The organism is Belnapia sp. (assembly GCF_059504005.1).
The window spans coordinates 56,300-73,918 of sequence record NZ_JCACHU010000156.1 but is presented as its reverse complement, the minus strand read 5'-3'; the positions used below and the strand labels follow the sequence as shown (position 1 = coordinate 73,918).

Here is a 17,619-nt window from a genome sequence, read left to right as displayed (position 1 = left end):
CACAATCCAACGGACCCGTCGCCAGCAAACCCAAACCCGACAGGCTGCTAGAGCGCGCTCCGCGAGTCAGGTCGAACGGGACGCACGCCGGAGGCCAGCTTCCGCAGCGCGGTCGCCGGTCTACCGGAACCAGGCCCCGCCCCGGATCACCGCCACCAGCACCACTCCATAGGCGACCAGCCCCGCCGCCAGCGCGGCGAAAACCCAGGTGAGCGAGCCGGTCGCCTGCAGCGCCACCCAGCCGCCCCCTACCGCGACCACCAGCCGGATCAGCCCGGCAAGCAACGGCCAGCTCAGCTTGCCCGCCCCTTGCGAGGCGAAATAGAGCGACAGGCCGAGCCCGAAGAACCCATAGGCCGGCCCGACCGTCCGCAGATAGGCCGCCCCCGTTTCGAGCATCTGCGGATCATGGCCGAACAGGCCGAGCCAGGCCTCCGGCCAGGCCGCCGCCGCCAGCCCCACCGCCTCCGCCGCGACGAAGGCGAGCGCCCCGCCGGTCAGCGCGATGCGCAGCGCCCGCGCCCCCTGCCCCGCCCCGATATTCGTGCCCACCAGCGCCACCAGCGGTGCGCCGAGGCCGAAGACCAGCGGGATCAGCAGGTATTCCAGCCGCGTCCCCGTGCCGTAGCCGGCCACCGCATCCGGCCCCCCGGCCTGTGCCACCACCGCCGTCGTCAGCGCGATGGTCAGCGTCGTCTGCAAGGTGCTGACCGAGGCGACCGCCCCGACGCCCAGGATGTCGCGGAAAAGGGCCCAGCGCAGCCGCCCCGGCCGCAGCCGGGCAATGCTCCGCCCCGACAGCACCGCCCAGCCGAGGATCGCGGTGGAAAGCGCCGTGCCCGCCACCACCGCCCAGCCCCCGCCGGCGATGCCAAGCCCCGGCACCGGCCCATAGCCGTAGATCAGCAGCGGCGAGAGCGGCACCAGCACCGCCACGCCGAGGATGATGGCAACCGAGGGCAGCAGCATGTTGCCAGTGCCGCGCAGCACGCTGGCGAAGGCATTGCTCAGCCAGATCAGCACAGCGCCGCCGAAGACCACGTCGGAATAGGCGAGTGCCGCCCGCAGCGAGCCGCCCTCGCCGCCCAGTGCAGCATAGAGGGCCGGCCCGAAGCCGAGCAGCAACGCGGTGAAGGCCAGGCCCAACAGCCCGTTGATGACCAGCGCATGCAGCACCAGCGCATCCGCATCCTCCCGCCGCCCGGCGCCGAGGGCCCGGGCGATCGCGGAGGCGATGCCGCCTCCGACGGCGCCGCCGGAGAGCATCTGCATCATCATGAACCCGGGGAAGACCAGCGCCATGCCGGCCAGCGCATCGGTGCCGAGGTGCGAGACCCACCAGGTTTCGATCAGACCGACCGAGGCCTGGGCCAGCATCACCAGCGTATTCGGCCAGGCGAGCCGCAGCAGGGTCGGCACGACCCGGCCATGCAGCAGCAGCCGGGTCCGCGGGCTCATCGCCGCGGCAAGGGGGGCGGTGGTGGCGCTCATCTCGGGCATCCCTATTGATGGCGACCGCCATCTAAGGCCTGATGATTGGGCTCGCCATCAAAAACTGTCAACAACTGCCCGCCCGTGCCGACGGAGGCTTCGCCCGCGGCGCCGGTTCGGCCTATGATGCATCGGTGAACCTGCTCGCCCCGCCCCGCGCCCGCCTGCCCGTCGAGGTCGTCTACGACCTCGTCTGCCCCTGGTGCTTCCTCGGCATCCGACGGCTGCGGCGGACGTTGCGATCCCGTCCCGACGTAGCGGCGGACCTGCTCTGGCGGCCCTTCCTGCTCAACCCGGACCTCGCGCCGCAGGGCGTGCCGCGGCAGGACTACCTCGCGCGGAAATTCGGCGGCGAGGACCGCGCGCGCCGCCTGCACGGCACCATCACGGATCTCGGCCGGGCCGAGGGCATCGAATTCCGCTTCGACCGCATCCGCCGCGTGCCGCACTCCCTCGATGCGCACCGGCTGGTGCGCTGGGCGGGCCGGTTCAACGCCGCCGACCAGCTCGTCGAGGCCATCTTCGAGGCCTATTTCACCGAGGGCGCGGATATCGGCGATGCCCATGTGCTCGCCGCCATCGCCGGCCAGCAGGGGCTGGACGCGCCCCTCGCCCGCCGCTTCCTGGCGACCGTCGCCGAGGTCGAGGCCGTCCATGCCGACAACCTCCGCGCCCATCGGCTGGGCATCAACGGCGTGCCCTGCTTCGTGGTCGCCGGCCGCAGCGCCATCGCCGGCGCGCAGGAGCCGGAGGTGCTGGAGCGCCTGCTCGACGTCGCCCTGGTCGAGATCTAGCCGGCCAGCGCGATCCGCCCCTCGATCGGGTATTGCGGATCGTTGTAGCCCGGCGTCGAGGGGTGCCCGGGCGGCACCAGCCGGTTCACCAGCGCCTCGTCCTCGGCGGTGAAGCGGTAGTCGAGCGCTGCCAGGTAATCCTCGAGATGCGCCTCGGTCCGCGGCCCAAGGATAGTGCCGGTGACGAGCTGGTTGTTCAGCACCCAGCCGATGGCGAAATGCACGGGCGTCGTGCCGGCTCGCGCCGCATGCTCGCGGATCACCTGCGCGATCTCGAGCGATTCCGGCCGCAGCTCGGTCTCCAGCATCCGCTTGTCCTGCCGCGCCGCCCGGCTGCCCGCCTCAGGCTCCGCGCCCGGCCGGTACTTCGCCGTCAGCACCCCGCGCGCCAGCGGGGAATAGGGGTAGATGCCGAGGCCGTAATGCGCGGCGGCCGGCAGCTGCTCCACCTCCGGCTGCCGGTTCATGGCGTTGTAGTAGGGCTGGGAGACGACCGGCCGGTCGATGCCGGCTTCGTCGCAGAGCCGGCAGATCTCCGCGATGCGCCAGGAGCGGTAATTGGAGACGCCGAAATGCCGGATCGCCCCGGCCCGCACCAGGTCGGCGATGGCCCGCACCGTCGTCTCCAGCGGCGTCGCATGGTCCTCCTTGTGGAGGTAGAGGATGTCGATGAAGTCCGTGCCGAGGCGCCGGAGGCAGGCCTCCGCCCCCTGCATCACCCATTTGCGCGAGAGCCCGCCCTCGTTCGGCCCCGCCCCGACCGAGTTGGCGATCTTGGTCGCCACCACCCAGTCATGCCGCCGCGCGGCGATGGCCTGCCCCACCTCCTCCTCCGACCGGCCGCCATTATAGGCATCCGCCGTGTCGAGGAAGTTGATCCCCGCCTCCGCCGCCCGGGCGATGAGGCGGGCGCTGGTGGCGGCATCGGTCGGCCCGCCGAACATCATCGTGCCGAGGCAGAGCCGGCTGACGCGGAGGCCGCTGCGGCCGAGGGTGCGGTATTCCATGGGTGCCTCCCGGTAGGCAGCCAGTCAGGCTGCCCCCAGCGGGCGCGTCAAGCCACGGCGTAGCGCGTCAGCGCGAGGTCGGCGGAGTCGATCTCCGGCATCCGCCCGGTGACGAGGTCCGCCAGGAGCCGCCCGCTGCCGCAGGCCATGGTCCATCCGAGCGTCCCATGCCCGGTATTGAGATGGAGGTTCCGGTAGCGCGTCGGCCCGACCACAGGCGTGCCGTCGGGCGTCATCGGCCGGAGCCCGGTCCAGAACCTCGCCTGCGCCAGGTCGCCGCCCCGCGGGAACAGGTCGCCTACCGAATGCGCCAGCGTCTCCCGCCGCGGCCCGCGCAGCTTGAGGTTGAACCCCGCCAGTTCCGCCGTCCCGCCGACCCGGATGCGGTCGCCGAGGCGGGTGATCGCCACCTTGTAGGTCTCGTCCATCACCGTGGAGACCGGTGCCGCCGCTTCCTCGGCGACCGGTAGGGTCAGCGAATAGCCCTTCACCGGATAGACCGGGACGAAGACGCCGAGCGGCCGCAGCAGCGCCGTCGAATAGCTGCCGAGCGCCACGACATAGGCGTCCGCCGTGACGCGCCCCCGGTCGGTGACGACGCCGGTGACGCGGTCGCCCTCGCTCTCGATCGCCTGGATGGTCACGCCCTGCCGAAACGCCACCCCTGCCGCCTCCGCCATGGCGGCGAGCCGCTGGGTGAAGACATGCGCGTCGCCGGTCTCGTCGCCCGGCAGGCGAAGGCCGCCGACGAATTTCCCCTCGACCAGGCCGAGCGCCGGCTCGGCGCCGACGCAGCCCTTGGGATCGAGCAGCTCGTAGGGCACGTGGAAGGCATCCAACACGGCAGTGTCGCCGCCCACGGCGTCGAGCTGCTTCTGCGTCCGGAAGAGCTGCAGCGTGCCCTGCATCCGCTGGTCATAAGCGATGCCCGTCTCGGCGCGGAGGTCCCGCAGGCAGTCCCGGCTGTACTCGGCGAGGCGCACCATGCGCGCCTTGTTGGTCGCATAGGCGGCCTCGGTGCAGTTGGCGAGCATGCGCGCCAACCAGGGATAGAGCCCGCCCCGCGCCTGCGGCCAGAAGACCAGCGGCCGGTGCCGCATCATCAGCCATTTCAGCGCCTTGACCGGGATGCCCGGCCCGGCCCAGGGGGCCGAATAGCCCGGCGAGACCTGCCCGGCATTGGCGAAGCTGGTCTCCATGCCGGCGGCCGGCTGGCGATCGATCACCGTCACCTGATGACCGGCACGGGAGAGATACCAGGCGCTGGTCACCCCGACCACGCCGCTGCCGAGCACCACGACGCGCATTGCCGCCTCCATTGCTTCGCCATCGAGCCTAGGCGCCAAGGGGTGCGAATTTCACGCCAGACCCTCGCAGGGACTGCCGGCCGGAGCCGGAATGGCGCATGATCTGCGGCGATTCCGCAGATAATTCGATGCAGACCCTGGACGAGACCGACCGCTCCATCCTCCGCCTGCTCCGCGCCGATGGGCGGATGAGCAATGCCGACCTGGCCGAGGCCGTCGGCCTCTCGCCCTCGGCCTGCCTCCGCCGGGTGCGGCTGCTCGAGCACCGTGGCATCATCCGCGGCTATACGGCACTGATCGAAGAGGCGGCGCCGCGGGACGGGGTGGTGGTGATCGTGCAGATCACCCTCGACCGCCAGACCGACGACCACCTGAAACGCTTCGAGGAGGCGGTGCGCCGCTGCCCCGAGGTGCGGGAGTGCTACCTGATGACCGGCATCGCCGACTACCTCCTGCGCGTCGAGGCGCGCGACGCCGCCGATTACGAGCGCATCCACAAGGAGGCGCTGTCACGCATGCCGGGCGTCGCCCGCATCCAGTCCAGCTTCGCCATCCGCACCGTCATTCGGGGGGCCGCATGATCCGCATCGCCAGCGCCGCACTCACCGCCGAGGTCAAGCCGGAGGGCGCCGAGCTCTGCCGGCTGCGCGACGCCGCGGGCCGGGACTTCCTCTGGGATGCCGGCCCGGCCTGGCCGCGGCATGCGCCGGTGCTCTTCCCCATCGTCGGCCGGCTTTCGGGCGACGGCCTCAACCATGCCGGCCGGCGCTACCCGATGCGCCAGCACGGCTTCGCCAGAGACAGGCGCTTTGCCGTCATCGCCGAGGCGCCCGAAAGCTGCGCCTTCCGCCTCACCGACGACGACGAGACCCGGGCCGCCTACCCCTTCGCCTTCGCGCTCGAGCTGCATTACGCCGTCGCGGGCCCGCGCCTTTCGGTGGAGTATCGCCTCGCCAACCCAGGCAGGGAGCCCCTGCCCGCCTCGCTGGGCGCCCATCCCGCTTTCCGCTGGCCCCTGCCCGGCGCCGAGGGCCGCCCTCATGCCCTGCTCTTCGAACAGGACGAGCCCGCCCCCATCCGCCGCCTGAAGGATGGCCTGCTCCTCCCCGAACCGCGGCCGAGCCCCATCGCAGGCCGCCGCCTCGACCTCATGCCTGGCCTGTTCGAGGCCGATGCGGCGATCCTCGACCAGCCGCGCAGCCGCAGCCTCGACTACCGGGCCGAGGGCGGCCCAGGCCTTCGCTTCGCCTATGCGGGCTTCCCCCATCTTGGCCTCTGGTCGAAGCCCGGGGCGGCTTTCCTGTGCATCGAGCCCTGGCAGGGCTTCGCCAGCCCGCTCGGCTGGGACGGCGAGTTCGCCGGGAAGCCCGGCCTCGTCACCCTGCCCCCCGGCGGGGAGTACCGCGCCGGCTGGACGGTGGAGCTGGCGTGAGGGTGGCGCGCCCGGCGGGATTCGAACCCACGACCACACGCTTAGAAGGCGCGTGCTCTATCCAGCTGAGCTACGGGCGCAAAAGGCTCAGTGCGTCCAGTTCTCCGGCCGGCCGTAGCGGAAGTTATCCGCATAGACCTTGGCCTTGATGCGGACCGGCGTCGGCTCCTCGACCTCGTAGGGGATGCCGTTCGCCTCGGCATAGGCGATGGCGTCCTCCTTGCTGTCGAAATGCAGGGACACCTGGGCATTGGTGTCGCCCGACCCGGCCCAGCCCATCAGCGGGTCGAGGTGTTGCCGCTCGCCCGGCTCATAGGCCAGGGTCCAGCCCACGGAGCGGCCCCGGCCAGACTGCATGTGGGAGCGGGGAACCACGAAAATGCGGGCAAGCTGCGTCATGGAGCGTCCTCGATGCAGGTATCGGGGCGAGAGGATTCGAACCTCCGACCCTCTGCTCCCAAAGCAGATGCGCTACCAGACTGCGCCACGCCCCGACTGGGGCGGAACCTAGGCCCTCGGCCGCGCCACGGCAACCGCCGTGGCGCGGGCGGCGGCTAACGCATCGGCCAAGAATACATCAGCCCGCCATTGGTCCAGAGCCGGTTCAGCCCCCGCTCCAGCCCGATCGCCGTGTTCGGCCCGAGATGGCGCTCGAAGATCTCGCCGTAATTGCCGATCGCCTTGATGGCATTATAGGCCCAGGCCGGATCGAGCTTCAGCGCGTTGCCGAGCACCGGGTCGACGCCGAGCAGCCGGCGGACCTCCGGGTTCGGGCTCGCCTTCATCTGCTCGAGGTTGGCGCTGGTGACGCCGAGCTCCTCCGCCTGGATCACCGCCGAGAGCGTCCAGCGGATAACGTCGAACCATTCCTGGTCGTCCCGCCGCACCACCGGCCCGTAGGGCTCCTTGCTGAAGCGCTCCGGCAGGATGACGTAGTTGCCGGGGTTGGTGAACTGGCTGCGCAACGCCGCGAGCTGCGTCGCATCCGTGCCGATCGCGTCGCACCGGCCCGACTGCAGCGCCGTCGCATTGTCCTGCATCCGCTCCTGCAGCAGCGGGGTAAAGCGCAGGTTGTTGGCGCGGAACCAGTCCGTCGTCACCAGCTCGTTGGTGGTGCCGGGCGAGAGGCAGATGGTCATCCCGTCCATCCCCTTCGACTCGGTGACGCCGGCATCCTTCCGCACCATGAAGCCGTGGCCGTCATAGAGGTTGACAGCGACCATGCGCAGGCCGAGCGAGGTGTCGCGCGTCATGGTCAGCGTGGTCTGGCGGATCAGCACGTCGATCTCGCCCGACTGGAGGGCGGTGAAGCGCTGCACCGCGGTCAGTGGCACGAAGCGGACCTTGCCCGGGTCGCCGAAGAGGGCGGCGGCGACACCGCGGCACAGGTCAGCATCCATCCCGCGCCAGACGCCCTGGCTGTCGGGCAACGAGAAGCCGGCGATGCCGACATTGACGCCGCAGTTGAGCATCCCCCGCGCCTTGACCGCGTCGAGGGTCTGCCCCGCCTGGGCAGCGCCGGCGAGGCCGAGCGCGAGGGCCGCGCCGGCGAGCAAGTGTTTCAGCATGGGGCCTGCCTCAGCGGATCGGGGAGAAGGGGGTGGGCTTCAGAACCATGGTGGTCTGCTGCTTCAGCGCGCCGAGCGGGGCCGTCGCCTTCTGGAACTCCGCCCAGCCCGGGTCCGCCGCCATCGCCGCCCGCCGCTTGTCGCGGTCGCCGAGCGAGCTGTAGGCCCAGGCGAAGACCGCCTGGTTGATCGGCCCGCACTCGGTGACGGCGAACCAGAGCAGCTGGCCGAGCAGGCGGTCCTGCACCGGCTTGCCGATGTCGCGGTAGGCGTCGATCCAGGCCTGCGCCTTGCCCGGGTGGAAGTCGTAGGTCCGGTGGTCGACCCACATCTGCTCGCCCTCGACCTTGCGCTCGAAGGGCTGGCCGACCCGCTGCAGCGGCGAGAAAGGCACGGTCTTCAGGAGCTTCGCTTCCTGCGACACGAGCGCACCCGTCTCCCGGCTCTCCTTCATGAAGCGCTGCCAGTCGGCATCGGCATCGCGGCGGACCATGCCGCGCTCGCGCTCGTCGATGTCGTCAAAACCGCGGACGAAGAGGACGCGGTTGATGGTGCCGAACTCCACCGTGAACATGCCGATCAGCGGCGTCAGCGTGCGGGAGGAGGCGGGGCCGCCGATGTCGCGGTAGCAGGCCAGCCAGGCCGGCAGCCTGCCCGGATGCATGGTGTAGATGCGTTGCTCAAGGAACATCGGCGTTTCCCTCCCGTCAGGACCGGCGGAGTGCCGCATGTTCGGGCCCCGCGGTCAATCCGCGGCCGTCACGCCGGCTCAGCGCCCCGGCTCGGCCTCCGGCAGCCTGGTGCCGAGCTGGCGTGCCCCCGCCTCCGTCACTTGGAACAGCACCAGCCCGGCCGGCGTCCTGGCGCCCCGCTGCATCAGCCCGAGTTCCACGAGGCGCCCGGCGACCGGGTCATCCTCCCTCGCCGGGTAGTGGTTGCGGTAGGGCTTGGCGGCGCGGTCGAGGCCCAGGGCCTGGCGGATCGCGTCGCGCTCTTCGGGGTCGAGAAGGGGCACATCCCCCGAATGCCGTGCCCCGCCCGCGGTTCCGTCACGGCTTCAGGCGGCGAGCGGCGCCAGCTCGTCGAGGCGGCGGAGGATGCCGTCGCGGTCGAGGTCGGGCACCTCGAGCAGCACTCGCTCGATCCCCGCCTCCCGGTAGGCGGCAAGCTTGCCGCCCTCGGGCGGCGCCCGGAACACGGTGATGGAGAGGGAGGCCGGGTCCCGCCCCGCCCCCTCCGCCACCCGCCGCAGCCGCTCCCGCGCCAGCTTCGGGTCGAAATCGGCGCCAGCACGGGGGAACCAGCCCTGGCAGAAGGCGGCGACGCGCCTCAGGGTGTGGTCCGTCTCCCCGCCCAGCAACACCGGCGGATGCGGCCGCTGCACCGGCTTCGGGTAGCACCAGACCGGGTCGAAATCGACGAACTCGCCGTGGAAGCTCGCCTCCTCCTCGGTCCAGAGCGCCTGCATGGCCCGGATGCGCTCCTCCATCAGCCGGAAGCGCGTCGGGTAGCGGGCCCCATGGTTCTCCATCTCCTCCTCGTTCCAGCCGCCGCCGACGCCGAAGAGGAAGCGCCCGCCCGAGAGCCGGTCGAGGCTCGCGACCGACTTCGCGGTGATGATCGGGTCCCGCTGCGGCACCAGGCAGACTCCGGTGCCGATCAGCAGGGTCCTGGTCGCCGCCGCGGCAAAGGCGAGCGCGACGAAGGGATCATGCGTATGCTTGTACCGCTTCGGCAGCTCCCCGCCCGCCGGGAAGGGCGTGCGGCGGCTCACCGGGATATGCGTGTGCTCGCAGAGGAAGAGCGAGTCGAAGCCCCGCTCCTCCAGCGCCCGGGCCAGCTCCCCGGTCTCAATCCCGTATTCGGTCGGGAAGTAGAAGACGCCGGTGCGCATCGCCGCCCCCTTACCGCTGCGGCATCGCCGTCGGGATGACGGTCTGGATCAGGCTGCTGTCGAGCGCCTCATAGGCATGCAGGTTGATGACGTCGTAGAGCTCGGCCCGCGTCTGCATCCGGTCGACCAGCTTGTGGGTGCCGCCATTGTCGCGGATGGACTGGAACAGCTCCTCCATCGCCTTGTTGGCGACGCGGGCGGCGGAAACGGGCCAGATCACCATCTGGTAGCCCATCTCCTCGAATTCCTGGGCGGTGAAGAAGGGCGTGCGGCCGAACTCGGTCATGTTCGCCAGCAGCTTCACTTCCGGGTAGCCCTCGGCGCGGATGCGGCGGGAGAACTCGGTGAACGTCTCCCGGCTGTTCAGCGCCTCGGGGAAGATCGCATCCGCCCCGCTCTCCAGGTAGAGCTTGGCCCGGGCGAGCGCGCCGTCCATCCCCTCGCTCGCCGCGGCATCGGTGCGGGCGATGATGTAGAGGTGCCGGCGTGCCTTGCGGGCGGCGGCGACCTTGGCCGCCATGTCGTGGGCGTCGGCCATCTTCTTGTCGTTGAGGTGCCCGCACTTCTTGGGCAGCAGCTGGTCCTCGAGATGCACCGCCGCCGCCCCTGCATCCTCAAAGCTGCGGACCATGTGCATGACGTTCAGCGCCTCGCCGTAGCCGGTGTCGCCGTCGACCAGCAGCGGCAGCGCCGTGGCGCGGGCGATCTGGCGGATGTGGAAGGCGACCTCGTCCACCGTGATCATGCCGAGGTCGGGGATGCCCATGGAGAGCGTCATCGCCGCGCCCGAGAGATAGAGGGCCTCGAACCCCGCCTTCTTCGCCAGGAGGCCCGCCATGCCGTTATGCGCGCCAGGCAGCTGGAGGATCTGCGGCCGCTCCAGCAGCCGGGCGAAGCGGTGGCCGGCCGGCTCTTCCGGATTGTCGGCGCCGATGACGTAGGGCATGGGACGGTTCCTCAGCGGAAGAAGACGAAGGTCGCCAGGATGAAGGTCGGGACGAGAAAGGCAACCGCCCAGGCGCAATAGCCGAAGAAGCCCGGCATGCGCACCCCCTGGGACTCGACGATGGCTTTGACCATGAAGTTGGGCGCATTGCCGATATAGCTGTTCGCCCCCATGAAGACCGCGCCGCAGGAGAGCGCGGCGAGCGTCGCCGCCCCTCCCGTCATCAGCGCCTCCGGGTCGCCGCCGGCCAGGTTGAAGAAGACGAGGTAGGTCGGCGCGTTGTCGAGGAAGCTCGACAGCCCCCCCGCCGCCCAAAAGTAGACCCAGGGGATCGGCCGCCCCGCCTCATCCGAAGCCAGCGCCACCAGCGGCCCCGCCGCCCCCGCCTCGCCCGCCTTCAGGATCGCCAGCACCGGTGCCATGCAAAGGAAGATGGCGGCGAAGAGCCGTGCCACCTCGGCCATGGCGCCCCAGGTGAAGCCGTTCGCCTCGCGGATCGCCACGGGCGTGAGCCGGACCGAGGCCGCGGTGACCGCGAGGAAGCCCGCCATCGCCAGCAGCCGCTCCGCCCCGACCGGCAGGCCGAGCAGCACGACATCGCCCGGATGCCACAGCCCCTGTATCAGCACGAGCCCGAGGACGCCGCCGAGCAGGGCGATGTTGACCCAGCCCCGGAGCCGGAGCGGCTCGTAATCCGCCTCCTCCGCCGCGAGGTCGGCCGGCCGCTCCCGCCTCCAGGCCCGGCGATCCAGCAGCCAGTAGATCCCGAGCAGCAGCCCGGCGCAGGCCAGGAACTCCTCGATCAGGTGCGAGGTCGTCCAGAAGAACCCGACTCCCCGCAGGAAGCCGAGATAGAGCGGCGGGTCGCCGAGCGGCGTCAGCACCCCGCCGACATTGCTCACCAGGAAGATGAAGAAGACGAAGCTGTGGGTCTTCCGCGCCCGGTGCGCATTGGCCCGCAGCAGCGGCCGGATCAGCACCATGGAGGCGCCGGTGGTGCCCATCACGCTCGCCGCCAGCGTGCCGGTGGCGAGCAGCGCCGTGTTCACCCCCGGCGTCCCGACCAGCTGCCCGGTCAGCAGCACGCCTCCCCCGGTCGTGTAGAGCGCGAGCAGCAGCGCGACGAAGGGCAGGTAGTCCAGCAGCAGCACGTGCCAGGCCTCCGCCGCCGCCGCCGCCGGCCCGTGCAGCGACGCAAAGGGCAGCAGGAAGGCGAGCGTCCAGCCGGCGGCGATCTTGCCGTCGTGCCGGTGCCAGACAGGCCCCGCCAGCAGCGGCATCAGGGCGATGGACAGCAGCATGCCGAGGAAGGGCAGGCCCCAGGCCAGCGACAGCTCCGCTCCATCCACCATCTCCTGCCCCCTTCGGTCCCCGCCCTCCTTGGGCCAGACCGCCCCCGCCGCCAAGGGGTTGAACCGGGCGCGATCGCCCCGCGTTGCAGCCAGGCATTGGAAGAACCCCGCCCCGGACCGATACGGGGTGGGGTTCCCCTCACCCGGCCCGGCCACTAAGGTCCGCGAAAACCCAGGAGACACGCATGGAAATGACCGGCGAGCGGCGGATCCCCGCGCCGCGCCAGCAAGTCTGGGAAGCCCTGAACGACCCCGAGGTCCTGCAGGCCTCCATCCCCGGCTGCGAATCGGTCGAGCGGGTCGGCGACGACCAGTTCCAGGCCAAGGTCGCCCTCAAGCTCGGGCCGATGTCGGCGAAATTCGGCGGCAAGGTGAAGCTCGAGAACCTCAACCCCCCGGCCAGCTACACCATCAGCGGCGAGGGCAATGGCGGCGCCATGGGCTTCGCCAAGGGCGGCGCCGATGTCGCGCTCGAGGAGGTCGGCCCCACCGAGACGCTGCTCACCTACAACGTGAAGGCCCAGGTCGGCGGCAAGATGGCCCAGCTCGGCGGGCGGCTGATCGACAGCACCGCGAAGCAGATGGCCGACCAGTTCTTCAACCGCTTCGCCGCCCACCTCACCCCGGCGCCCGAGCCGGAGCCGGAGCCCGCCATGGCCGAGCCTGCCGCCCAGAGCGCCGAGATCCGCACCCCCGCCATGGCCGGGACGGATACCGAATACCTGCGCGACGCAGGCGGCCCCGGCCCCCTCACCCAGCATGGCGCGGAGGGTCCGAGCGCCGCCGGCAAGCCCGTTCATCGCCCCAATGCCCGCCCGGTGGACCCGGTGGCGGTGCAGCCGCTCCGCCTGCTCGGCTCCTTCCAGCCCTTCGGCCTGCCGCTGCAATTCTGGGGCGGCTGCGCCGTCATGCTGGCCATCCTGGCGCTGCTCTTCCTGTGAGCGACCTCCCGGAGAGCGTCGAGGCCACCCAGAAGCTGCTCGCCGCCGGCGGCTATGTCGCCGACCGGGCGCTCTCGACCACGGTGCATCTCGCGCTGCGCATGGGCCGGCCGCTCTTCCTCGAGGGCGAGCCGGGCACAGGCAAGACGGAGATCGCCAAGGTCCTGGCCGGCGGCCTGCCCCGCCGGCTGGTCCGCCTGCAATGCTATGACGGGCTCGACCTCGGCGCCGCGGCCTATGAGTGGAACCATGCGAAGCAGCTGATCTCGATCCGCCTTGCCGAGGCGAGCGGCGAGACGACGGATCGGGAGGCGCTGGAGCGCGGCATCTACGACCGCCGCTTCCTCCAGGAGCGCCCGCTGCTCCAGGCGCTGAGCGCGGAGGGCGGCCCCGCCGTGCTGCTGATCGACGAGCTCGATCGCGCCGACGAGCCCTTCGAGGCCTTCCTGCTGGAGCTGCTGGCCGATTTCCAGCTCTCCATCCCGGAGTATGGCACGGTAAAGGCCGCCATCCCGCCCGTCGTCGTCATCACCAGCAACCGCACGCGCGAGGTGCACGACGCCATCCGCCGCCGCTGCCTCTACCATTGGGTCGACTACCCCGATGCGGCGCGCGAGCGGGCGATCCTGAAGATTCGCGCGCCGCATGTGCCGGAGGCGCTGTCGGCCCAGGTCGTCGCCTTCGTGCAGACGCTGCGCGGCGGCGAGTACTTCAAGCTGCCCGGCGTCGCCGAGACCATCGACTGGGCCTCGGCGCTTGCCGCGCTCGACGCGACCGAGCTCGAGCCAACCGCGGTCGACGAGACGCTCGGCGTATTGCTGAAATACCAGGACGACATCGCCAAGCTCCGCGGTGCCGAGGCGGCGAGGCTGGTCGCCGAGTCGAAGGCGGCGTGACTGCAGCATGAGCGACATGCCGGGCAATCTTGGCCAGGCGATGCAGCTGGTCAGCGCCGGCATCGGCGCCGGCCGGGGTGCGCTGGCCGGCAACCTGCTCGCCTTCGGCCGGCTGCTCCGCCGCGCCGGCCTGCCGGTCGGCCCGGCCGAGCTGCTGGCCGCCACCGAGGCCCTGCAACTGGTCGAGATCGGCGACCGCCGCCAGGTCCATGCGGCGCTGCGCAGCGTGATGATCCACCGGCGCGACCAGTTCGACGTCTTCGACCAGGCCTTCCTGCTGTTCTGGCGCGACCCGGAGGCCGGCCGCAACGCCGCCGCCATGGCGATGATCGACGGCTTCAAGGAGCGCGACAAGCCGCCGCCGGCGAGCCGCCGCCTCGCCGAGGCGATGACGCCCCCGCCCCAGCCGCCGACGCCGCCCCAGCCGCCGGAGGAGCGCCCGCCGGTCGAGGTGGCGATGACGGTGAGCGAGCGCGAGCGCCTGCAGGCCATGGATTTCGAGGCCATGTCGGCGGCCGACATCGCCGCCGCCAAGCAGGAGATCCGCCGCCTCATCCTGCCGCTCGACGAGCGCCCGACCCGCCGCTTCCGCCCCGATGCCAGCGGCCCCGTGACCGACCTCCGCGCCACCCTGCGCGAGAGCCTGCGGATGGGCGGCGAGATCCTGAGCCTCGAGCGCCGTCGCCGCGTCGTGCGCCCGCCGCCGCTCGTGGCATTGTGCGACATCTCCGGCAGCATGTCGCGCTATGCCCAGATCCTGCTGCACTTCCTCCATGCGGTGACGAACGACCGCGACCGCGTCAGCTCCTTCCTGTTCGGGACAAGGCTGACCAACGTCACCCGCCAGCTGAAGAGCCGCGACGCCGAGGTCGCCTTCGAGCTGGTCTCCCACATCGTCCCCGACTGGTCCGGCGGCACCCGCATCGGCGAGAGCATCGAGCTGTTCAACCGCCTCTGGTCCCGCCGCGTTCTCGGCCAGGGCGCCGTCGTCCTGCTGATCACCGACGGGCTGGACCGCGAAGGGGCAAAGGGCCTTGCCGAAGCGACCGACCGCCTCCGCCGTTCCTGCCGCCGGCTGATCTGGCTGAACCCCCTGTTGCGTTGGGAGGGCTTCCAACCCAGATCACAGGGCATCCGGGCGATGCTGCCGCATGTCGACGAATTCCGCCCGGTCCACAACCTGCAAAGCCTGCGCGCCCTGGTGGCGACGCTGAGCGGGCCGCAGCCCGTGAGGAGACTGGTGGCATGAGCGATTCCGAAGACGTGCTGGCGACCGCCGCCGCCTGGCGCGCGGCCGGCGAGGCCGTGGCCCTTGCCACGGTGGTGGAGACCTGGGGCAGCTCGCCCCGCCCGGCCGGTTCGCGTTTGGCCGTCAGCGCCTCCGGCCGGCTGGCCGGCAGCGTCTCGGGGGGCTGCATCGAGGGCGCGGTCGCCAATGCGGCGAAGCAGACCATGGCGAGCGGGACGCCGCAGCTGCTGGATTTCGGCATCTCCGACGAGCGCGCCTGGGAAGTCGGCCTCGCCTGCGGCGGCAAGCTGAAGGTCTTCGTGGAGAAGCTCTCGTGACACCCGAGACCCTCGCCGCGCTGGAAGCGGCGAAGGCGGCCAAGCGCCCGGTCGCCCTGCTGACCCGCCTCTCGGATGGCAAGCAGCATCTCTGGCCGGAGGCCGAGCTCCCCCAGCCTCTCGCCGAGGCCGCGGCGAAGGCGCTCGCCGATGATGCGGCCGCCAACCTCACCCTCGATGGCGAGGCCTGGTTCATCCACCCGCACAACCCAGCCCTGCGGCTGATCGTCGTCGGCGCGGTGCATATCGCGCAGGCCCTGGTGCCGATGGCCCAGGCTGCCGGCTATGCGGTGACGGTGGTCGACCCCCGCCGCGCCTGGGCAACGGCGGAGCGCTTCCCCGGCATCACCCTGGTCCATGAATGGACAGACGATGCGGTCGCCGCCCTCGCGCCCGATGCCCGCAGCGCCGTCGTCACCCTGACGCATGACCCGAAGCTCGACGACCCCGCGCTCGAGGCCGCGCTGACCTCGGACTGCTTCTATATCGGCGCCCTCGGCAGCCGCCGGACGCATGCCAAGCGCGTCGCCCGCCTCACCGAGGCCGGCCACTCCGCCGAGGCCATCGCCCGCATCCACGCCCCGGTCGGCCTCAATATCGAGGCGGTGACGGCGCCGGAGATCGCCCTCTCGATCCTCGCCGAGGTGGTGGCGACCCGCCGCGGCGCCGCCCTGGCCCGCCGCCCGGCGCTGGCCGCATGATCTTCGGCCCCACCCCGCTCGATGAGGCGCGCGGCGCCGTCCTCGCCCACACTGTCCGCCTGCCGGGCAAGGTGCTGAAGAAGGGCACCGTGCTGGACCAGGCTGGCATTGCTGCCCTGCAGGGCGCCGGCCATGGTAGCGTCATCGCCGCCCGGCTCGAGCCCGGCGAGGTGCCGGAGGACGAGGCCGCCGACCGCCTCGCCAATGCGCTGATGGGCCCGCTGCTCGCCCGCTCCCGCGCCTCGACCGGGCGGGTGAACCTGCTGGCCGATGCCGCCGGGCTGCTGGTGGTGAATGCCACCACCGTCAACCGCCTCAACGCGCTCGACGAATCGCTGACCGTCGCCACCCTCCCCTCGCATATCCCCGTCTCGGCGAAGGAGATGCTGGCGACCATCAAGGTCATCCCCTTCGCCACCCCCGGCCCCGTGCTGGAGGTGGCGGAGCTGCTGGCCCGCACCGGCCCGCCCGCCATCTCCCTCCATCCCTTCCGCCCGCTCAAGGTCGGCCTGGTGCTGACCGAGCTCCCCGGCGTGAAGGAGAGCGTGATGGAAGGCGCCATCGAGGCGACGCGCGACCGCGTCGAGGCGCTCTGCGGCAGCCTACTTCCGCCCGAGCGCACCCGCCACGAGACGCAATCCATCTCCGACGCGCTGAACCGCCTGCGCCGCGCTGGCGCGGAGCTGCTGCTGGTCGCCGGCGCCTCCGCCGTGGTCGACCGGCGCGATGTCGGCCCGGCCGGCATCGTCCGCTCCGGCGGCGTGATCGACCATTTCGGCATGCCGGTCGATCCCGGCAACCTGATCTGCCTCGGCCGGATCGACGAGATTCCGGCCCTCGTCCTGCCCGGCTGCGCCAAGTCGCCGAAGCTGAACGGCATCGACTGGATCCTGCAGCGCCTCTTCGCCGGCCTGCCGGTGACGCCGCGCGACGTCATGGGCATGGGCGTCGGCGGCCTGCTGAAGGAGATGGAGGCCCGCCCCCTGCCCCGCGATCACGCGCCGCAGCCCGCCGGCCCCGCCCCGCGCCGCGGCCGCAAGGTCGCGGCCCTGGTGCTGGCCGCCGGGCGCAGCCGCCGCATGGCGCCGCTCAACAAGCTGCTGGTTCAGGACGACCAGGGCGTCCCCATGGTCGCCCGCGTGGTGGACAATGCGCTGGCCTCCCGCGCCCGCCCCGTCGTCGTCGTCACCGGCTACGAGCATGAGCGGGTGGAGGCGGCGCTTGCCGGCCGCGGCGTGCTCTTCGCCCATGCAGAGGATTATGCCGAGGGGCTCTCGGCCAGCCTCAAGGCCGGGCTGGCGGCGCTGCCGAAGGATATCGAGGGCGTCGTCATCTGCCTCGGCGACATGCCGCTCGTCGCCGCGCCGATGATCGACCGCCTGCTCGCCGCCTTCGACCCGGAGGAGGGCCGCGCCATCGTCATGCCGACCTTCCGCGGCAAGCAGGGCAACCCGATGCTCTGGGCGATGGAATTCCTGCCGGAGATGATGGCGATCAGCGGCGATGTCGGCGCCCGTCACCTCGCCGGCAAACATGCCGACCGCGTCGCCGAGGTGGAGATGGCCGACGACGCCGTCCTCCGCGACTTCGACACCACCGACGCGCTGCGGAAGGCGCCCGGCTTCGAGAAGGTCAGGTAGAGCGTGATCGCCGGAGGCCGGAACGGCCGAAGGCGTGCCTCACGCGAGCGGACAAACGCTGGAGGGTGAGCGCGAGCCCTGGAT

The 17,619-nt window shown here is 71.4% G+C and carries 19 protein-coding genes and 2 tRNA genes; 9 read left to right on the top strand and 12 right to left on the bottom strand.

Annotated elements, in window-relative coordinates; genetic code table 11:
* Nucleotides 1–120 precede the first annotated feature (120 nt).
* Entirely contained in the window at nt 121–1,491 is a 1,371-nt protein-coding gene (locus AC5JJ1_RS23110) for an MATE family efflux transporter (RefSeq protein WP_495787464.1), read from the bottom strand.
* Between the two features lie 134 nt (nt 1,492–1,625).
* On the opposite strand from AC5JJ1_RS23110, the gene AC5JJ1_RS23105 reads away from it, so the two are divergent.
* Nucleotides 1,626–2,285 carry a DsbA family oxidoreductase gene (locus tag AC5JJ1_RS23105; protein WP_495787463.1) on the top strand — a complete coding sequence of 220 codons (660 nt, stop codon included), beginning with the start codon at nt 1,626–1,628 and terminating at the stop codon, nt 2,283–2,285.
* On the opposite strand, the gene AC5JJ1_RS23100 is transcribed toward AC5JJ1_RS23105, so the two are convergent.
* Both AC5JJ1_RS23100 and AC5JJ1_RS23095 read right to left on the bottom strand, forming a co-directional pair.
* Nucleotides 2,282–3,292 (bottom strand): aldo/keto reductase, encoded by a 1,011-nt coding sequence (locus AC5JJ1_RS23100; protein ID WP_495787462.1) that lies wholly within the window; start codon nt 3,290–3,292, stop codon nt 2,282–2,284. The genes AC5JJ1_RS23105 and AC5JJ1_RS23100 overlap by 4 nt on opposite strands.
* A gap of 47 nt (nt 3,293–3,339) precedes the next feature.
* Nucleotides 3,340–4,599, bottom strand: a complete 1,260-nt coding sequence (locus AC5JJ1_RS23095) for a D-amino acid dehydrogenase (RefSeq protein ID WP_495787461.1) — start codon at nt 4,597–4,599, stop codon at nt 3,340–3,342.
* 128 nt (nt 4,600–4,727) lie between these two features.
* Between AC5JJ1_RS23095 and AC5JJ1_RS23090 the strand changes: the two genes are divergently transcribed.
* Together AC5JJ1_RS23090 and AC5JJ1_RS23085 are read left to right on the top strand one after the other, a co-directional pair.
* Nucleotides 4,728–5,180 (top strand): Lrp/AsnC family transcriptional regulator, encoded by a 453-nt coding sequence (locus AC5JJ1_RS23090; protein WP_495787460.1) that lies wholly within the window; start codon nt 4,728–4,730, stop codon nt 5,178–5,180.
* Nucleotides 5,177–6,031, top strand: coding sequence for an aldose 1-epimerase family protein (locus tag AC5JJ1_RS23085; protein ID WP_495787459.1), 855 nt, complete (start codon nt 5,177–5,179; stop codon nt 6,029–6,031). Before AC5JJ1_RS23090 ends, AC5JJ1_RS23085 begins: the two co-directional genes overlap by 4 nt.
* 3 nt (nt 6,032–6,034) lie before the next feature.
* On the opposite strand, the gene AC5JJ1_RS23080 is transcribed toward AC5JJ1_RS23085, so the two are convergent.
* From AC5JJ1_RS23080 to AC5JJ1_RS23040, 9 genes are all read right to left on the bottom strand, one after another.
* Nucleotides 6,035–6,111: transfer RNA gene (locus tag AC5JJ1_RS23080), tRNA-Arg, on the bottom strand.
* Between the two features lie 7 nt (nt 6,112–6,118).
* On the bottom strand, nt 6,119–6,430 hold the full coding sequence (locus AC5JJ1_RS23075; protein ID WP_495787458.1) for an ETC complex I subunit: 312 nt from the start codon (nt 6,428–6,430) through the stop codon (nt 6,119–6,121).
* Nucleotides 6,431–6,451: 21 nt separating this feature from the next.
* Nucleotides 6,452–6,525 (bottom strand) — tRNA-Pro (locus AC5JJ1_RS23070).
* A 60-nt stretch (nt 6,526–6,585) separates the two neighbouring features.
* On the bottom strand, nt 6,586–7,599 hold the full coding sequence (locus AC5JJ1_RS23065; RefSeq protein WP_495787457.1) for an amino acid ABC transporter substrate-binding protein: 1,014 nt from the start codon (nt 7,597–7,599) through the stop codon (nt 6,586–6,588).
* A gap of 10 nt (nt 7,600–7,609) precedes the next feature.
* Nucleotides 7,610–8,290: an NIPSNAP family protein gene (locus AC5JJ1_RS23060; RefSeq protein WP_495787456.1), complete on the bottom strand. Its 681-nt coding sequence runs from the start codon at nt 8,288–8,290 to the stop codon at nt 7,610–7,612.
* A 78-nt stretch (nt 8,291–8,368) separates the two neighbouring features.
* A complete protein-coding gene (locus AC5JJ1_RS23055; protein WP_495787455.1) occupies nt 8,369–8,614 on the bottom strand; it encodes a hypothetical protein in 246 nt (81 codons plus the stop codon).
* A gap of 42 nt (nt 8,615–8,656) precedes the next feature.
* The gene (locus AC5JJ1_RS23050) at nt 8,657–9,493 is read right to left on the bottom strand and encodes an LLM class F420-dependent oxidoreductase (protein WP_495787454.1); all 837 of its coding nucleotides are present in this window, start codon (nt 9,491–9,493) and stop codon (nt 8,657–8,659) included.
* A gap of 10 nt (nt 9,494–9,503) precedes the next feature.
* Nucleotides 9,504–10,439: a methylisocitrate lyase gene (prpB, locus tag AC5JJ1_RS23045; protein ID WP_495787453.1), complete on the bottom strand. Its 936-nt coding sequence runs from the start codon at nt 10,437–10,439 to the stop codon at nt 9,504–9,506.
* 11 nt (nt 10,440–10,450) lie between these two features.
* Nucleotides 10,451–11,791 (bottom strand): sodium:proton antiporter, encoded by a 1,341-nt coding sequence (locus AC5JJ1_RS23040; RefSeq protein WP_495787452.1) that lies wholly within the window; start codon nt 11,789–11,791, stop codon nt 10,451–10,453.
* A gap of 185 nt (nt 11,792–11,976) precedes the next feature.
* Between AC5JJ1_RS23040 and AC5JJ1_RS23035 the strand changes: the two genes are divergently transcribed.
* From AC5JJ1_RS23035 to AC5JJ1_RS23010, 6 genes are read left to right on the top strand one after another with little or no spacing between them, the layout of a single operon-like run.
* Nucleotides 11,977–12,732 carry an SRPBCC family protein gene (locus AC5JJ1_RS23035; RefSeq protein WP_495787451.1) on the top strand — a complete coding sequence of 252 codons (756 nt, stop codon included), beginning with the start codon at nt 11,977–11,979 and terminating at the stop codon, nt 12,730–12,732.
* Nucleotides 12,729–13,628 (top strand): AAA family ATPase, encoded by a 900-nt coding sequence (locus AC5JJ1_RS23030; protein ID WP_495787450.1) that lies wholly within the window; start codon nt 12,729–12,731, stop codon nt 13,626–13,628. The genes AC5JJ1_RS23035 and AC5JJ1_RS23030 overlap by 4 nt, the downstream gene beginning before the upstream one ends.
* 7 nt (nt 13,629–13,635) lie before the next feature.
* Nucleotides 13,636–14,877 (top strand): vWA domain-containing protein, encoded by a 1,242-nt coding sequence (locus tag AC5JJ1_RS23025; protein ID WP_495787449.1) that lies wholly within the window; start codon nt 13,636–13,638, stop codon nt 14,875–14,877.
* On the top strand, nt 14,874–15,194 hold the full coding sequence (locus tag AC5JJ1_RS23020) for an XdhC family protein (protein ID WP_495787448.1): 321 nt from the start codon (nt 14,874–14,876) through the stop codon (nt 15,192–15,194). Before AC5JJ1_RS23025 ends, AC5JJ1_RS23020 begins: the two co-directional genes overlap by 4 nt.
* Nucleotides 15,191–15,895, top strand: coding sequence for an XdhC family protein (locus AC5JJ1_RS23015; protein WP_495787447.1), 705 nt, complete (start codon nt 15,191–15,193; stop codon nt 15,893–15,895). Before AC5JJ1_RS23020 ends, AC5JJ1_RS23015 begins: the two co-directional genes overlap by 4 nt.
* The gene (locus AC5JJ1_RS23010) at nt 15,892–17,535 is read left to right on the top strand and encodes an NTP transferase domain-containing protein (RefSeq protein ID WP_495787446.1); all 1,644 of its coding nucleotides are present in this window, start codon (nt 15,892–15,894) and stop codon (nt 17,533–17,535) included. The genes AC5JJ1_RS23015 and AC5JJ1_RS23010 overlap by 4 nt, the downstream gene beginning before the upstream one ends.
* The last annotated feature ends 84 nt before the right edge of the window (nt 17,536–17,619 follow it).

What these genes read in the sequence shown, in the direction of transcription:
- AC5JJ1_RS23035 (WP_495787451.1), top strand. Translation starts at nt 11,977, where the DNA reads ATGGAAATGACCGGCGAGCGGCGGATCCCCGCGCCGCGCCAGCAAGTC.
- AC5JJ1_RS23095 (WP_495787461.1), bottom strand. Translation starts at nt 4,599, where the DNA reads ATGCGCGTCGTGGTGCTCGGCAGCGGCGTGGTCGGGGTGACCAGCGCC.
- prpB (WP_495787453.1), bottom strand. Translation starts at nt 10,439, where the DNA reads ATGCCCTACGTCATCGGCGCCGACAATCCGGAAGAGCCGGCCGGCCAC.
- AC5JJ1_RS23100 (WP_495787462.1), bottom strand. Translation starts at nt 3,292, where the DNA reads ATGGAATACCGCACCCTCGGCCGCAGCGGCCTCCGCGTCAGCCGGCTC.
- AC5JJ1_RS23025 (WP_495787449.1), top strand. Translation starts at nt 13,636, where the DNA reads ATGAGCGACATGCCGGGCAATCTTGGCCAGGCGATGCAGCTGGTCAGC.
- AC5JJ1_RS23075 (WP_495787458.1), bottom strand. Translation starts at nt 6,430, where the DNA reads ATGACGCAGCTTGCCCGCATTTTCGTGGTTCCCCGCTCCCACATGCAG.
- AC5JJ1_RS23090 (WP_495787460.1), top strand. Translation starts at nt 4,728, where the DNA reads ATGCAGACCCTGGACGAGACCGACCGCTCCATCCTCCGCCTGCTCCGC.
- AC5JJ1_RS23020 (WP_495787448.1), top strand. Translation starts at nt 14,874, where the DNA reads ATGAGCGATTCCGAAGACGTGCTGGCGACCGCCGCCGCCTGGCGCGCG.
- AC5JJ1_RS23010 (WP_495787446.1), top strand. Translation starts at nt 15,892, where the DNA reads ATGATCTTCGGCCCCACCCCGCTCGATGAGGCGCGCGGCGCCGTCCTC.
- AC5JJ1_RS23085 (WP_495787459.1), top strand. Translation starts at nt 5,177, where the DNA reads ATGATCCGCATCGCCAGCGCCGCACTCACCGCCGAGGTCAAGCCGGAG.
- AC5JJ1_RS23060 (WP_495787456.1), bottom strand. Translation starts at nt 8,290, where the DNA reads ATGTTCCTTGAGCAACGCATCTACACCATGCATCCGGGCAGGCTGCCG.
- AC5JJ1_RS23065 (WP_495787457.1), bottom strand. Translation starts at nt 7,599, where the DNA reads ATGCTGAAACACTTGCTCGCCGGCGCGGCCCTCGCGCTCGGCCTCGCC.
- AC5JJ1_RS23050 (WP_495787454.1), bottom strand. Translation starts at nt 9,493, where the DNA reads ATGCGCACCGGCGTCTTCTACTTCCCGACCGAATACGGGATTGAGACC.
- AC5JJ1_RS23110 (WP_495787464.1), bottom strand. Translation starts at nt 1,491, where the DNA reads ATGAGCGCCACCACCGCCCCCCTTGCCGCGGCGATGAGCCCGCGGACC.
- AC5JJ1_RS23040 (WP_495787452.1), bottom strand. Translation starts at nt 11,791, where the DNA reads ATGGTGGATGGAGCGGAGCTGTCGCTGGCCTGGGGCCTGCCCTTCCTC.